This window comes from Paraburkholderia sp. BCC1886, assembly GCF_900996245.1.
Classification (GTDB): Bacteria; Pseudomonadota; Gammaproteobacteria; order Burkholderiales; family Burkholderiaceae; genus Paraburkholderia.
On record NZ_CAAJGK010000074.1, the window covers coordinates 20,137 to 32,944 of the forward strand.

General features: G+C 64.6%; 12 protein-coding genes. 7 read left to right on the forward strand and 5 right to left on the reverse strand.

Going from position 1 to position 12,808, the window contains the following annotated elements; genetic code table 11:
• The first annotated feature begins 37 nt into the window (after positions 1–37).
• From FQ746_RS24680 to FQ746_RS24710, 7 genes are all read left to right on the forward strand, one after another.
• Positions 38–1,138, forward strand: coding sequence for an ABC transporter substrate-binding protein (locus FQ746_RS24680; RefSeq protein ID WP_144112329.1), 1,101 nt, complete (start codon positions 38–40; stop codon positions 1,136–1,138).
• 20 nt (positions 1,139–1,158) lie between these two features.
• Positions 1,159–1,992, forward strand: coding sequence for an ABC transporter permease (locus FQ746_RS24685; protein ID WP_144112331.1), 834 nt, complete (start codon positions 1,159–1,161; stop codon positions 1,990–1,992).
• Positions 1,992–2,846 carry an ABC transporter permease gene (locus FQ746_RS24690; RefSeq protein ID WP_144112333.1) on the forward strand — a complete coding sequence of 285 codons (855 nt, stop codon included), beginning with the start codon at positions 1,992–1,994 and terminating at the stop codon, positions 2,844–2,846. Before FQ746_RS24685 ends, FQ746_RS24690 begins: the two co-directional genes overlap by 1 nt.
• 16 nt (positions 2,847–2,862) lie before the next feature.
• On the forward strand, positions 2,863–4,452 hold the full coding sequence (locus tag FQ746_RS24695) for a phytoene desaturase family protein (protein ID WP_144112335.1): 1,590 nt from the start codon (positions 2,863–2,865) through the stop codon (positions 4,450–4,452).
• Positions 4,453–4,475: 23 nt separating this feature from the next.
• Positions 4,476–5,564, forward strand: coding sequence for an ABC transporter ATP-binding protein (locus FQ746_RS24700; protein WP_260854158.1), 1,089 nt, complete (start codon positions 4,476–4,478; stop codon positions 5,562–5,564).
• Positions 5,565–5,645: 81 nt separating this feature from the next.
• A complete protein-coding gene (locus FQ746_RS24705) occupies positions 5,646–7,286 on the forward strand; it encodes a class I adenylate-forming enzyme family protein (RefSeq protein ID WP_144112337.1) in 1,641 nt (546 codons plus the stop codon).
• Between the two features lie 34 nt (positions 7,287–7,320).
• Positions 7,321–8,184: an amidohydrolase family protein gene (locus tag FQ746_RS24710; RefSeq protein ID WP_144112339.1), complete on the forward strand. Its 864-nt coding sequence runs from the start codon at positions 7,321–7,323 to the stop codon at positions 8,182–8,184.
• 13 nt (positions 8,185–8,197) lie between these two features.
• On the opposite strand, the gene FQ746_RS24715 is transcribed toward FQ746_RS24710, so the two are convergent.
• From FQ746_RS24715 to FQ746_RS24735, 5 genes are all read right to left on the reverse strand, one after another.
• Entirely contained in the window at positions 8,198–8,449 is a 252-nt protein-coding gene (locus FQ746_RS24715) for a DUF1488 domain-containing protein (RefSeq protein ID WP_144112341.1), read from the reverse strand.
• Between the two features lie 107 nt (positions 8,450–8,556).
• The gene (locus FQ746_RS24720; protein WP_144112343.1) at positions 8,557–10,002 is read right to left on the reverse strand and encodes an amidohydrolase family protein; all 1,446 of its coding nucleotides are present in this window, start codon (positions 10,000–10,002) and stop codon (positions 8,557–8,559) included.
• Between the two features lie 18 nt (positions 10,003–10,020).
• On the reverse strand, positions 10,021–10,905 hold the full coding sequence (locus FQ746_RS24725) for an ABC transporter permease (RefSeq protein WP_260854159.1): 885 nt from the start codon (positions 10,903–10,905) through the stop codon (positions 10,021–10,023).
• Positions 10,902–11,735, reverse strand: coding sequence for an ABC transporter ATP-binding protein (locus FQ746_RS24730; RefSeq protein WP_144112345.1), 834 nt, complete (start codon positions 11,733–11,735; stop codon positions 10,902–10,904). Before FQ746_RS24730 ends, FQ746_RS24725 begins: the two co-directional genes overlap by 4 nt.
• Positions 11,736–11,737: 2 nt before the next feature.
• Positions 11,738–12,784 (reverse strand): aromatic ring-hydroxylating oxygenase subunit alpha, encoded by a 1,047-nt coding sequence (locus FQ746_RS24735; RefSeq protein ID WP_144112347.1) that lies wholly within the window; start codon positions 12,782–12,784, stop codon positions 11,738–11,740.
• Positions 12,785–12,808 lie beyond the last annotated feature (24 nt).

The window sequence follows — 12,808 nt, forward strand, 5'->3', positions numbered from 1 at the left end:
CTTTGAACTACGTCCTGAGCCGCGCCTGGAGACCCCTATGAGCAACGATATGAACAAGCCCTCGCCTTCTTCGACTGTCGACACCGTGTTGCCGGAAATCAGACCGGCGCGGCGGCGCTTTCTCCAGCAGAGCGGCGTCATCGCCGGCGCCGCTATGCTCGGCGCGCCGGCCATCCTGCGCGCGCAGTCGCGCGGCATCACGGTCACCTGCTGGGGTGGCGCGTACGAAGCCGCAGTGCGTTCGTCGTTCGCCGAGCCGTTTGCCAAAGAAACCGGTATCCCGGTGACACTGCTCAATAGCGCCGACCTCGCCCGCATGAAGGTTCAGGTCGACTCGAAGAACGTCTCGTGGGACGTCTTCGACAGCATCGGCCCGCAGATCGTCTCCGGCTCGCGTCAGGGCATGTGGGAAAAACTCGATCCGTCGATCGTGGCGACAGGCGGACTCATCACGAAGACCGGCGCGGATTTCGTCGGCACCTACTCGTACGCCGGCGGTCTGGGCTTCGACCCGAAGCGCACGCCGGATGGCAGGCATCCCACGACTTTCGCCGAGTTCTGGGACGTCAAGGCCTTTCCGGGCCGCCGCGGCCTGCGCCCGCGCGTCAGCGAAAACCTGGAGATGGCGCTGCTCGCCGACGGCGTCGCGCCGGACAAGCTGTATCCGCTCGATATTGAACGTGCATTCAAGGCGATGGACCGCATCAAGCCGGGTGTGCGCAAATGGATCGAGACGACGCCCGAGACGGTCAGCCTGATCGCCTCCAACGAACTGGATTTCACCTACACGTATCTGAGCCGCGTGCTGCCGGCGCAACGGGCCGGCACGTCCATCCAGATGGCGATGAAACAGACGCTCAACAGCCTCGAATATCTGGCAGTGCCGAAATACGGCAAGAACACCAAAGCCGCCATGCAGTACGTCGCGTTCTGCCTGCGCCCGGATCGTCAGGCGGCGTTCTGCGAACAGGTCGAGTTCGCCCCCAACGTCGCCGACGCAATGAAGCTGATCTCCGCGAGCGCAAAACAACGGATGCCCGACATGCACGACGCCAACAGCATCGTCATCAACGATGCCTGGTGGGGCGACCACTACGATGCGCTGCAGAACCGCTTTACCACCTGGATGCTCGACTAATCGCAGGCCGGCAAGCCGCCATGACCTATACCCTCAATCCCCGCACGTTGTTCGCGATGCTGCTGCCGCTGTATGGGCTGCTCGCGGTGTTCTTCATGTGGCCGCTCGGCCTCGTGGGCTGGTCGAGCATCCATGCCGACGGCTTCACGTTGCGCGGCTATAGCGAGGTCCTGCACAGCACGCTGATTCACCGCGTATTGGGTAACACGCTGACCATCGCCGCGCAGTCCACGCTGGCGAGCCTCGTCCTCGGCTATCTGATCGCGCTGCATCTGGCGAGTCTGAGCGCGCGGCGCCGCACACCGTATCTGATCATGGTGATGCTGCCGTTCTGGACCAGCATTCTGGTGAAGAGCTTTGCGTTCACCGTCGTGCTGGGCAGTCAGGGGATCGTCGCCAGGACGATAGCGTGGCTAAGCGGCGATGCGTTGCATCCGGAGCTCGTGTTCAATCGCATCGGCGTGGTGATCGGCATGATGAACTACCTGTTGCCGTTCATGGTGCTGCCTATCCTGACGAGCCTCACTGCGCAGAATCCCAACCTGAAACGTGCGGCCGAGCTGATGGGCGCGCCGCCGTCGACCATCTTTGCCCGCATCACGTTACCGCTGTCGATGCCGGGCGTGCTGGCCGGCGTCCTGATGTGCCTGACGCTCTCGATGGGCATGTACATCACCCCGGCGCTGCTCGGCGGACGCCGCGACATGATGCTGGCCAACCTGGTCGACACCTTCACGCGGCAGACGCTCGACTGGACGCTGGCGGCCGCCATCGCGATGGTCCTGCTGGCCTGCTCGGGCGTGCTGGTGGCGCTGCTCGGTCGACTGGAACGCGGCAAGGAGGCATTGCACTAATGGAATCCATCACTCAGGCCGGCACCGGCCACGACTTCGCCCCTGCCGTCCCGCGCCGCCGCGACTGGCGCGTGCTGACCCGCGTGCTCGTTTCGGTCGGCGGCTGGATCGGCTATCTGTTCCTGCTGTTGCCGAGTCTCGTCATCGTGCCGATCTCGTTCGGCGGCGGCACCGAACTGCAATTCCCGCCTCACCAGTTCTCGCTCGAACTGTTCCGGCAGTTTCTCGGCGATCCGGCCTGGTGGAGCGCGATCGGCAATAGCGTGATGGTCGCCCTGCTGGCCGCCGCGCTGTCGGTGGCGGCCGGCGTGCCCGGCGCCTATGCGCTGGCCCGCGCCCGCTTCCCCGGCAAGCGTCTGGTCGAAACCATCGCGATCACGCCGATGCTGGTGCCCGTCGTCGTGCTCGGGCTCGGCGTGTACATGCAATATTCCGCGCTGTCGCTGGTCAACACCGTGTGGGGACTCGCGCTTGCGCACACCGTGCTGGTCGTGCCGTTCGTGGTGATTGCCGTAGGCTCGGGATTGCGCAACGCCGACCCGTCGCTCGAAGCCGTGGCGCTGCTGATGGGCGCGAGCCGTGTGCGCATTTTCCGCGAAGTCGTGTTGCCGCAGATTCGCGGCTCGGTGGCGGTGAGCGTGCTGTTTGCTTTCCTGCTGTCGTTCGACGAAGTGGTGATCGCCTATTTCATCTCGGGGCCGCAGACCACCACGCTGCCCGTGAAGATGTATAGCGCGATCCGCTGGGAAGTGTCGCCGGTTCTGGCCGCCGTCTCGACGTTGCTGACCGTGCTTTCGCTGGCAGCCTGCTTGACCATCATGGCGTTGCAGCACCGCAATGCCCCTAACGAATAACTTTCCGAACCCCACCATGAACAGGAAATACGACGCGGTCATCGTCGGTGCCGGACACAACGGGCTGGTGTGCGGCGCTTATCTTGCCCGCCAGGGCTACAAGGTCTGCGTGCTGGAGCGGCGCGATCTGGCCGGCGGCGCCGCGGTCAGCGAAGCCGTGTGGCCCGGCTATCGGGTCTCGGTGGCGTCCTACACGATGGCGCTGCTGCAGCCTCGCATCATTACCGAACTGGAACTGGCGAAGTACGGCTACGAGGTGCTGACGCCGCCGCCGATGCTGCACCTGTTCGGCAACGGCCGCACGCTGCTGATGCGCGCCGATCCCGCGCGCCTCGCCGCCGACATGGCGCGCTTCGACACGCGCGATGCCGAGGTGTATCCGGCCTGGCGCCAGTACATGCTGAAGCTCGGCAAGATCATCGAGCAGATGCTGTTCGAGATTCCGCCCGACCCCGCCGACGCGTCGCTCTCCGCGCGCAGCAAGCTCCTGAAATTCGCATGGCGCTATCGCGACATGGGCGAGCAGTTTCACGATATCTGCGACCTGCTGACTCTGAGCGCGCGCGATCTGCTGGCTCGCTGGTTCCGCTCCGAAGCAATGATCACGGCGCTCGGTTTCTACGCGTCGTGCGGTGGCGCGACGACCAGCATCTGCGAGCCGGGCTCCGCCAGCGTGCTGCTGCGTGGCTTCATTCGCGATCACACCACGCCGGCCGGTCCCGCCGGCTTCATCCGCGGCGGCATGGGTTCGATCTCCGAAGCGATTGCCGCGTCGGGACGCGCACATGGCATGGAAGTGCGTTGCGGCGCACCGGTCGCCTCCGTCGACCTGACCGGCGGCCGCGCGAGCGGCGTCACGCTGACGACGGGCGAACGCATCGAGGCCGGCTGCGTGATCTCGAACGTTGCGACAAAGATCCTGTTCCAGCAACTGTTGAAGCCCGACTCGGTCAGCGGCGAGTTTTTGCAGCGCGTGTCGCATATACGCGATCGTTCCACGGTCTTCAAGGTCAACCTGGCGCTCGACCGGCTGCCGACCTTCACCGACTTCGATGCCGCCGACGCCGGCTTTGCGTACCCGGCGCAGGTGCGCATCGGGCCGTCCATCGAGTACCTCGAGCGGGCCTTCGATGCGGCGAAGTACGGCGAGATTGCCCAGCGCCCGCCGCTGGTCGTGATTACGCCGAGTGCCGTCGATCCCACGGTAGCGCCGGCCGGCAAACATCTCATCAGCATCTTCGGACAGCATGCGCCCTACCGTCTTCGCGACGGCGACTGGGACACGCACCGGCCACGTCTGTACGAGACCGTGCTCGACACGCTCGCCGAGCATGCACCGGATATCCGCGAGTGCATCGACGCGGCCCAGGTGCTCGCTCCCGTCGATATCGAACGGATTTTCGCGTTGCCCGGCGGTCATGTGCATCAAGGGGAAATCAGCGCGGATCAGGTTTTCTTCAAGCGACCGGTACGCGGCGCCGCCGATTACCGCACGCCCGTCGAAGGGCTTTATCAATGCGGCGCGTCGGTCCATCCGGGCGGCGGCGTCACCGGCGTGCCGGGACATAACGCGGCGCAAGTGGTCATGCGCCACGAGCGCCGCTGAACCGGCGCTTCAGGGGAAATCAGATGACACCGATGATCGAACTAAAGCAGGTCTCCAAACGCTACGGCTCGGTGGAGGCGCTCGCGCCGACCGATTTGACCGTGCGTCAGGGGGAATTCGTGACCCTGCTCGGACCGAGCGGTTCGGGCAAGAGCACGCTGCTCAACCTGATTGCCGGCATGGCGTCGCCGAGCAGCGGCAGCATTTTCGTGCGCGGCGTGGACATCACGCATACACCGCCCAGCGAGCGTGGCCTCGGCATGGTGTTCCAGAACTACGCGCTGATGCCGCACATGACGGTGTTCCAGAACATCGCTTTCCCGCTGCGGGTTCGCAAGCTGGCCAAGGCCGAGATCCGGCGCCGTGTGATGGACGTTCTCGAGATGGTGCGTCTGCCGCATCTCGCCGAGCGCAAACCGAAAGAGCTGTCGGGCGGGCAGCAGCAGCGCGTGTCGCTCGCGCGTTGCATCGTCTACAACCCGGCGCTGATCCTGCTCGACGAACCGCTCGGGGCGCTGGACAAGAAACTTCGCGAACAGATGCAGGTGGAAATTCGCCGCCTGCATGCGCAGCTCGGCATCACCATGCTCAATGTCACGCACGATCAGGACGAAGCGCTGTCGATGTCCGACCGCATCGTGCTGATGAACGAGGGCCGCGTCGAACAGATCGCGACGCCCAACGAACTCTATCGCGCGCCTCGCACGGCATTCGCCGCGGACTTTATCGGCACGGCGAATCTGATTCCGGGCACCGTGCTAGGTTTTGAAAACGGCCACACGGTCGTGTCGACGCCGCTCGGTCCGCTGCGTGGCGTGAGCGGCGACACAGCGCCGGCGAACGGCTCCGCCGTGCAACTGCTGATCCGCCCGGAATACGTGCGGCTGCGCGCGGCCGCCGATGCGGCTCACGACGGCGTGGTTCAGGGCAGCGGCACGCTCGACGATTCGATCACGCTAGGCAGCGTCGTGCGGCATCACGTCCGGATTACGGGCGACCGCCAGATCATCGTGCAGCAACAGAACGACCGCGCGGCGGGCGTCTATACGCGAGGCGACCCGGTGGTGCTCGACTGGGCGCCGGAGAACTGCCTGATTATCGCGGACGGCTGAAGGGACCCGCCGCGGCGTCCTCAACGTTGCCCAGTTCCCCGTCGCATGGACGGGACGCTTAAAAAGCTTCAGGAGAATGACATGAACACACAGTCGCCGACCGTGGCGGACGAACTCGTCCGTCGCAAGCGGCAGGAGCAACTCGCCCTGCCGGAATCGCTCGGCCAGTTCGTTCGCGAACAGGCCGCCTTGTATGGCGACAAACCGGCCGCCGTCTGGTTCGACCGCGGCGTCACGATGACCTACGCGCAGATCGACCGGGCGGCGTCGCAACTCGCCGACTCGCTGATGAAGCATGGCGTGCGCAAAGGCTGCCACGTCGCGCTCATGCTCAGGAACGGCCCTGAATTTCCGCTGACCTGGATTGCGCTCGGGCGCATCGGCGCGGTGATGGTCCCGGTCAACGCGGCCTACACCGAAGACGAGATGGCTTTCGTGCTGAACGACGCCGATGCGCAGTACCTGGTGATCGATGCCGAATTCCTGCCGCGTCTGCGTTCGATGCCGGCGCTGCCCGGCCTGATCGCGTGGGAGCGCGTGGTGGTGCGCGGCGACTCCGACCATCCGTTGAACTGGGACGCGTTCGTCGAAGCCGGCGATGCGGATTTCGTCGCGCCCGCGCAAGTGTCGCGCGACGATCTGCTGAACCTGCAGTACACGTCCGGCACGACCGGTTTCCCGAAGGGTTGCATGCTGAGTCACGACTACTGGATGATTCACTGCCACGGTGCCGCGCGTCATCGCCGTGCAGCGGACAGCAGCATCGAGAACGTGCTGATCTGGGCGCCCTTCTTCTACATGGACCCGATGTGGCAGTTTCTGATGACGCTGAAACTCGGCGGCACCGCGTATATCGCCGAACGGATGAGTCTGACGCGTTTCATGACCTGGCTCGTCGACTACCGGATTCACTATTGCATCTTCCCGGAACCGGCGTTGAAGGCGCATCCCGCAGGACCCGGCGATGCCGACCTGTGTCTGCGCTATATCAGCATCTATGGCTGGACCCGCGCGGCGCGCGAAGAGGTGCAGTCGCGCTTCAACGTCGTTGCACGCGAAGGATTCGGGATGACCGAAGTGGGCACCGGACTGCTGGTTCCCGCCTGGGCCGCCGGGCAGGCGCTCGAACGCACGTGCGGATTGCCGGCGCCGTTTCGCGATGTCGAGATTCGCCGCGACGACGGCACGGTGGCCGCCGTGGACGAGATCGGCGAACTATGGATACGCGGACGCGGCATTCTGTGGGGTTACTACAAGCGCCCGCAAGCCAATGCCGAAAGTTTCGACGGCGGCTGGTTCCGCACGGGCGACCTGTTCCGGCGCGATGCCGAAGGCTTCTATTACATCGTCGGCCGCATCAAGGAGATGATCAAACGGGCCGGCGAAAACGTGTCGGCCACCGAAGTCGAAACGGTGCTGCGCAGCATGGACGCGATCGACGAAGCGGCGGTCGTGGCGGTGCCCGATCCGTTGCGCCGCGAAGAGGTCAAAGCCTATATCAAACTGCGCGACGGTCTGAGCCAGACCGACGTGCCGCCCGCGCTGATCTTCGAACATTGCGCGAAACATCTTGCCGGCTTCAAGGTGCCGCGTTTTCTGCACTACATGACCGAGGACTTCCCGCGCACCCCGTCGCGCAAGATCGCAAAGAAGCGCCTGATTGCCGGGACCGCCGACCCTTTCGCCGGCACCTACGACCGTCAGGAATCGCGCTGGCGCTAAGCCGTCAGACATCGAGTGCTCTGGAGAACCCTACATGTTCGTCGACTTTTCAAGCCGTCCGCCCGTTCTGCAACTCGACGGCCAGTCCACGCATCTCGCCAACTATCGACGCGTGTATTCGGGCACCGAGGCTCAGGTCGCGCAGGCGCGGGAACAGGCGAGCCATGCCGACCCGCTCGCCGCGTATCTCGACAGCTACGAACGCCTGCAGGCCAAACACGTGATTCTCAAGGCGCGCGATTTACGGTCGACGTTCGGCGTGCGACTTTCGAATGAAGCCGTCAGCGAGTTTTGCCGCACGTATGGCGAGCGCTATATCGGCTTTGCGGGCGTCGACCCGCATCGGGGCGACGAGGCCGTTGCCGAATTCGAAACCGCAGTCCGCGAACTGGGGCTTCAGGGGCTCAATGTGCAGGGCTTCGAGCACCGGCTTACGATCGACGACCCGCTGCTCTTTCCGCTGTACAGGAAGTGTGTCGAACTCGGCGTACCGGTCAATATTCACTGCGGCACGAACTTCTCGACGCACACGTCGATGAGCCTGGGTCACCCCGCCGCGCTCGACCGCGTGATGATGGCGCTGCCCGATCTCAAAGTCTGCGCGTCGCCGCCGGGTTGGCCGTGGGTGCTCGATCTGATCGCGGTGGCGTGGCGTCATCCGAATTTGTGGATCGGCACCGTGGCCGTCAAGCCGAAGCTGTTCGAGACCGCGCATTCCGGTTACGAGCCGCTGCTGCAATACGGCCGCACGGTGCTGAACAAACGGATGATCTTCGGCTCCTCGTTCCCGATGATGCCGGTCGAGCAGGCGCTCGCGCAATTCGAAGCCTTGCCGATGTCCGACACGGCACGGGACAACTGGCTGCTGCAGAACGCGCTGGAATTTCTTGGACGGTGACGGGCTGCGACCGTCACGCAATCGTATAGCGGTTCTGCGGACCGCCCGCGTACAAACCACGGGCCAAAGTCAGTATCTGCTCGCGATGCCGGTCGAACGCCGCCAGTAACGCGGGCTCGTCGCTGCCTGCGCTGGGGCTCAGATGCGAGATGACGGAAGTGTTCACGGCGAAGACGATTTCGCGGGTATTGTCGTAACCCCAGAAATTGACGCAACGGCGCGATGAGTCATAACTGCGGCTCGAATTCGGGAAGTTCAGAGACATGGCTTACTCCCGCGTACAGGTGTGTCGGCTCGTGCACGGTGCGCTGATTGCCGGAGGCGGTCAAGCACTCGTTTGTAAGTGCCGGCCGCGCTCCTCACGCATTCGCGTTACGCGACTTCGGCGAGCAACTCGCTCACGGCAGCGCGTGCCTCGCGGGCCAGTTCCTTCAGATCCACACCGTCGATCGCGTCGTCCGCGACGATGCGTTTGCCCGCCGCGAACAAAGCGGCCAGAGAAGGACGTCCCCCCGACGCGACCGGACCGATGGCCGGATCGTGCAAGCCGAAATAACGCGGGTCGTCGAGACGATACACGGCAAGGTCCGCCGCGAAGCCCGGCGCGACCCTGCCGATCTCGTCGAGTCCCATGATCTGCGCGCCGCCGGCCGTGCCCCAGTGAATCACGTCGGCCACGCTCGCCGCATTCGCGCCACCCTCGAAACTGCCGCCGCGATACGCCGGTTGTGCCTGCATGCCGCGCCGCGCGCGCTGCGCGAGCCAGGTCATGTGGACTTCGGAGATCATGTCGGCGGCTTCGTTGGAGGCCGCGCCGTCGACACCTATCGACACCGGCACGCCGGCATCGGCCATCTCGCGCACCGGACAGATGCCGCTGCCGAGCCGCCCGTTGCTCTGCGGACAATGCGCGACGCCGGTACCGGTCTGCGCGAGCATGGCGATTTCATCCGCGTCGACCTTGACGAGATGGGCGTACCACACGTCGTTGCCGAGCCAGTCGTGCTCGCCGCAAAACGCGACCGGCGATTGACCGTACATCGCCTGTGCGCTGTCCTGATAGCCGACCGTTTCCGACAGATGGCTATGCAGACGCAAACCGAGCCGCCGCGCGAGCGCCGCCGTCGCGCGCATCTCGGACGGCGAGATCGAATACAGCACCGTGGTCGGCGCCATCACCACGCGCTGCATCGCGCGCGGCGACGCGTCGTGATAGCGCGCCGCCAGCCGCTCGATATCCGCGGCATATGCATCGAGCGACTCGGGCCGCAGGGCGGTCGGCAACTCCGCTTCGAGTTGCCGCGTCTGCGTCGCGCCGCCGCGCAGCAATACGAAACGCAAGCCGAGTTTTTGCGCTTCTTCGAACAGGATCGCCGAGCTGTCGAACGGCATGTCCGGGTAATACACGTAGTTGTGGTCGGCCACCGTTGCGCAACCGGAACGCGCCAGTTCGATCAGACCGATACGCGCGGCCAGCCGGAAACGCCGCTCGTCGAACAGCGCGCGAAACCGGTACGGCGTGGCGGCGAGCCACGGCGTGAGCGTCGCGTCGAGGCCGACGGTATCGCCCTTCAGCAAGGACTGAAACAGGTGATGATGCGTGTTGACCCACGCGGGATAGATCACGCAATCGGTCGCGTCGACGATCGTTTCGCCGGGGCGTGGCGTGAGCGCGCCGATCGTCTCGATCGTGTCGCCGACGATGCGGATATCGGGTCCCTTCACGCGAGACGGATCGTCCGCCGTACCGCGGCCGCCGGTCATGATGGCAGCCGCGTTGCGGATCAGCGTGGAAGGCGTCGTGTCAGGTGTCGTCATAAAGTCTCGTGCAAGGAATCAGAGTTGGCTGTCGTGCCAGCCGCGCAAACCGAGGCGCGACACCCATGCCGTGATGGCGAACAGCACGACGCCCGTCACGGTAATCAGCAACAGCGCGGCGAACAGACGCGGAATGTTCAACTGGAAGCCGGCCTGCAGGATCTGATACGCGAGGCCCGCGCCGCTGCCGCCGGTCCCGGCGACGAACTCCGCGACCACCGCGCCGATCAGCGAAAGACCGCTGGAAATACGCAGTCCGCCGAAAAAATACGGCAACGCGCTGGGAATGCGCAAGCGCACCAGAGTCTGCCAGCGGGTTGCACGGTTGATCCTGAACAGATTGACGAGCCCCGGATTCACGCTGCGCAAACCGAGCGCCGTGTTCGAGATGATCGGGAACAAGGCCACCAGCGTCGCGCACAGCACCAGCGCGACATTCATGTCCTTCACCCAGATAATGATGAGCGGCGCGATGGCGACCACCGGCGTGACCTGCAACAGGATCGCATACGGAAACAGGCTCGCCTCGATCAACGGACTTTGCACGAACAGCAACGCGATGACCACGCCTAAAACGGTGGCGAGCGCGAACGCCAGCAACGTCACCTTCAACGTGGCGAGCAGACTGCCGAACAGCAACGGCGCGTCCTGCACGAGTTCCGTGACGATGGCCGAGGGCGACGGCACCAGATAAGCCGGCACCTTGCCCAACACGCACCACGCTTGCCACAGCGCCAGCACCACGATGCCGACGACCCACGGCGCAACCGCTTTGGTCACGCCCGGCCGCTGCAGCCATGGCTTGCGTACCGGCCTGACGGCCGCCGCCTCGCGCGCGCCGTCTCCCGAATGGCTCGACTGACCCGACTGGCCCGAATGACCCGCAAGCACTTCGCCTGTCATGATTGCACTCCTGTTTCTTCGTTCGCGAACGACGCGCGATGCGCGTCGGTGATCAGCTCGGAGAGCGCCTTGCAGTGCTGCATGAACGGTTCGCTGACACGATAGGCGTCGTCGCGTGCGAGCGGCCCCCCGATCGGCACCTCGGCGATGATGCGCCCCGGACGCGCCTGCATCACCACCACCCGGCTCGACAGATACACCGCTTCGTAGATGCTGTGCGTGACGAACACCACCGTCATGCCGCGCCGCTGCCACAGCGCGCGCAAGTCGCTGTCGAGGCGGTTGCGGGTGAATTCGTCGAGCGCGCCGAACGGCTCGTCGAGCAGCAGCAGGTCCGGCTCGGTGACGAGCGCGCGCGCCAGCGACGCGCGCATCTGCATGCCGCCCGACAACTCGCGCGGCAACACCTTGCCGAATTTCGCGAGACCGACGCCGTCGAGCGCTTCGGCGACGCGCGCATCCGCTTCGCGGCGCGGCACGTGCGCGAGATCGAGCGGCAGGCGCACGTTCTCGGCGACCGTCGCCCATGGCATCAGCGTGGCTTCCTGAAACACCATCGACATGCGCCGGCCTTTCGAGCCGACCGTCCCGAACGGTTGACCCCACCAGCGCATATGACCGTGCGTCGGCGTCTCGATGCCGGCGAACATCTTCAGCAAGGTGCTCTTGCCGCAGCCGGACGGACCCAGCAACGAGATGAACTCGCCGGGCTCGATGGCGAGCCGCACGTCTTCGAGCGCGACCGTGCCGTTCGGATAACGCTTGTCGACACGCTGCACCGACAGCAACGGCGCGGCGGGAGCCGGAATATAAGCTTCAGTCGCCGTCATCGTCATTGCTCCACGTGAATGGGCACCACGTCGCGAAACACTTCGGATTCGCCATGATCGTTCAGCAGCTTCAGCAACATGCGGCGCATCAGCAAACCGGGCTGATCCGATTCCATGTGGCACTCCTGCTGGCGACGCACGTCGATGCAGGCGTCGTAATCGGTGGCTTCGAGAATGTCGCGGTCTTCATCGGTAATCGGCCGGTCCCAGTCGATCAGTTCCTGCGTCGAGCACGCTTCTTCCGAGTCGTTGCGATACAGCCATTGCGAGAGCATCAGCGTTTTATCGTCGATCGGCGTCGCGCAGTTGTAGATGATGTGGTGAATGCCGCTCGCCGGATACACGCAGCCGAAGCGGCGCGCGAACGGCATGAACCAGCGGTTGATCAGATGCCGCTCGGTGACTTCCTCGGTCGTGCCGGTAATGCGGTAGCTCGCCTCGGGATTGCGCACGGGGACGTGCGTCTCCGCCTCGAAGCCCCAGTCGTTCGGACGGAATTCGTACTTCGACGGCTTCGGGTTGTCGAACAGACCGAAGTTGCCTTTATGCACGAAGCTGAAGTGCGAATTGTCGAACGAGTTTTCCATCATGCGCAGCGGGCTGGTTTCCCAACGCTCGTAGAACTGCAGAATGCGTCGATAACCCGGCGCGCCGTCTTCGGGAAACTCGGGAATCGGTTGCAGCGGGTCTTCGAGCGCGACCCACACGTAACCGTAGCGCTCTTCGCAGTGGAACGCGTCGACCACCGCGCGCGACGGAATCGCACCACCGTTGTTCTGCGGAATCTTCACGCACTGACCGGTGCAGTCGTAGGTCCAGCCGTGATAGCCGCAGGCGATGTTGCCGTCGGCGTCGACGAATCCTTTCGACAGTTTCGCGGTGCGGTGGCAGCAGCGATCGCGCAACGCGTGCGGCTTGCCGCCTGCGCCCTTCCACAACACGATCGGTTCGCCCAGTAGCGTGAACGGCTGCGGACCTGAATCGAGTTGCGTCATCGGCATGATGGCGTACCAGAAGCGGCGCAGGACTTGTTGACGGGTGACCAGCATGGGATGCTCCTTCAATGAATTGCG

Bases quoted from the DNA above. Each gene is read 5' to 3' on its own strand.
- FQ746_RS24720 (WP_144112343.1), bottom strand. From the start codon at position 10,002: ATGACGACACCTGACACGACGCCTTCCACGCTGATCCGCAACGCGGCT.
- FQ746_RS24685 (WP_144112331.1), top strand. From the start codon at position 1,159: ATGACCTATACCCTCAATCCCCGCACGTTGTTCGCGATGCTGCTGCCG.
- FQ746_RS24700 (WP_260854158.1), top strand. From the start codon at position 4,476: ATGACACCGATGATCGAACTAAAGCAGGTCTCCAAACGCTACGGCTCG.
- FQ746_RS24730 (WP_144112345.1), bottom strand. From the start codon at position 11,735: ATGACGGCGACTGAAGCTTATATTCCGGCTCCCGCCGCGCCGTTGCTG.
- FQ746_RS24735 (WP_144112347.1), bottom strand. From the start codon at position 12,784: ATGCTGGTCACCCGTCAACAAGTCCTGCGCCGCTTCTGGTACGCCATC.
- FQ746_RS24690 (WP_144112333.1), top strand. From the start codon at position 1,992: ATGGAATCCATCACTCAGGCCGGCACCGGCCACGACTTCGCCCCTGCC.
- FQ746_RS24710 (WP_144112339.1), top strand. From the start codon at position 7,321: ATGTTCGTCGACTTTTCAAGCCGTCCGCCCGTTCTGCAACTCGACGGC.
- FQ746_RS24715 (WP_144112341.1), bottom strand. From the start codon at position 8,449: ATGTCTCTGAACTTCCCGAATTCGAGCCGCAGTTATGACTCATCGCGC.
- FQ746_RS24680 (WP_144112329.1), top strand. From the start codon at position 38: ATGAGCAACGATATGAACAAGCCCTCGCCTTCTTCGACTGTCGACACC.
- FQ746_RS24705 (WP_144112337.1), top strand. From the start codon at position 5,646: ATGAACACACAGTCGCCGACCGTGGCGGACGAACTCGTCCGTCGCAAG.
- FQ746_RS24695 (WP_144112335.1), top strand. From the start codon at position 2,863: ATGAACAGGAAATACGACGCGGTCATCGTCGGTGCCGGACACAACGGG.
- FQ746_RS24725 (WP_260854159.1), bottom strand. From the start codon at position 10,905: ATGACAGGCGAAGTGCTTGCGGGTCATTCGGGCCAGTCGGGTCAGTCG.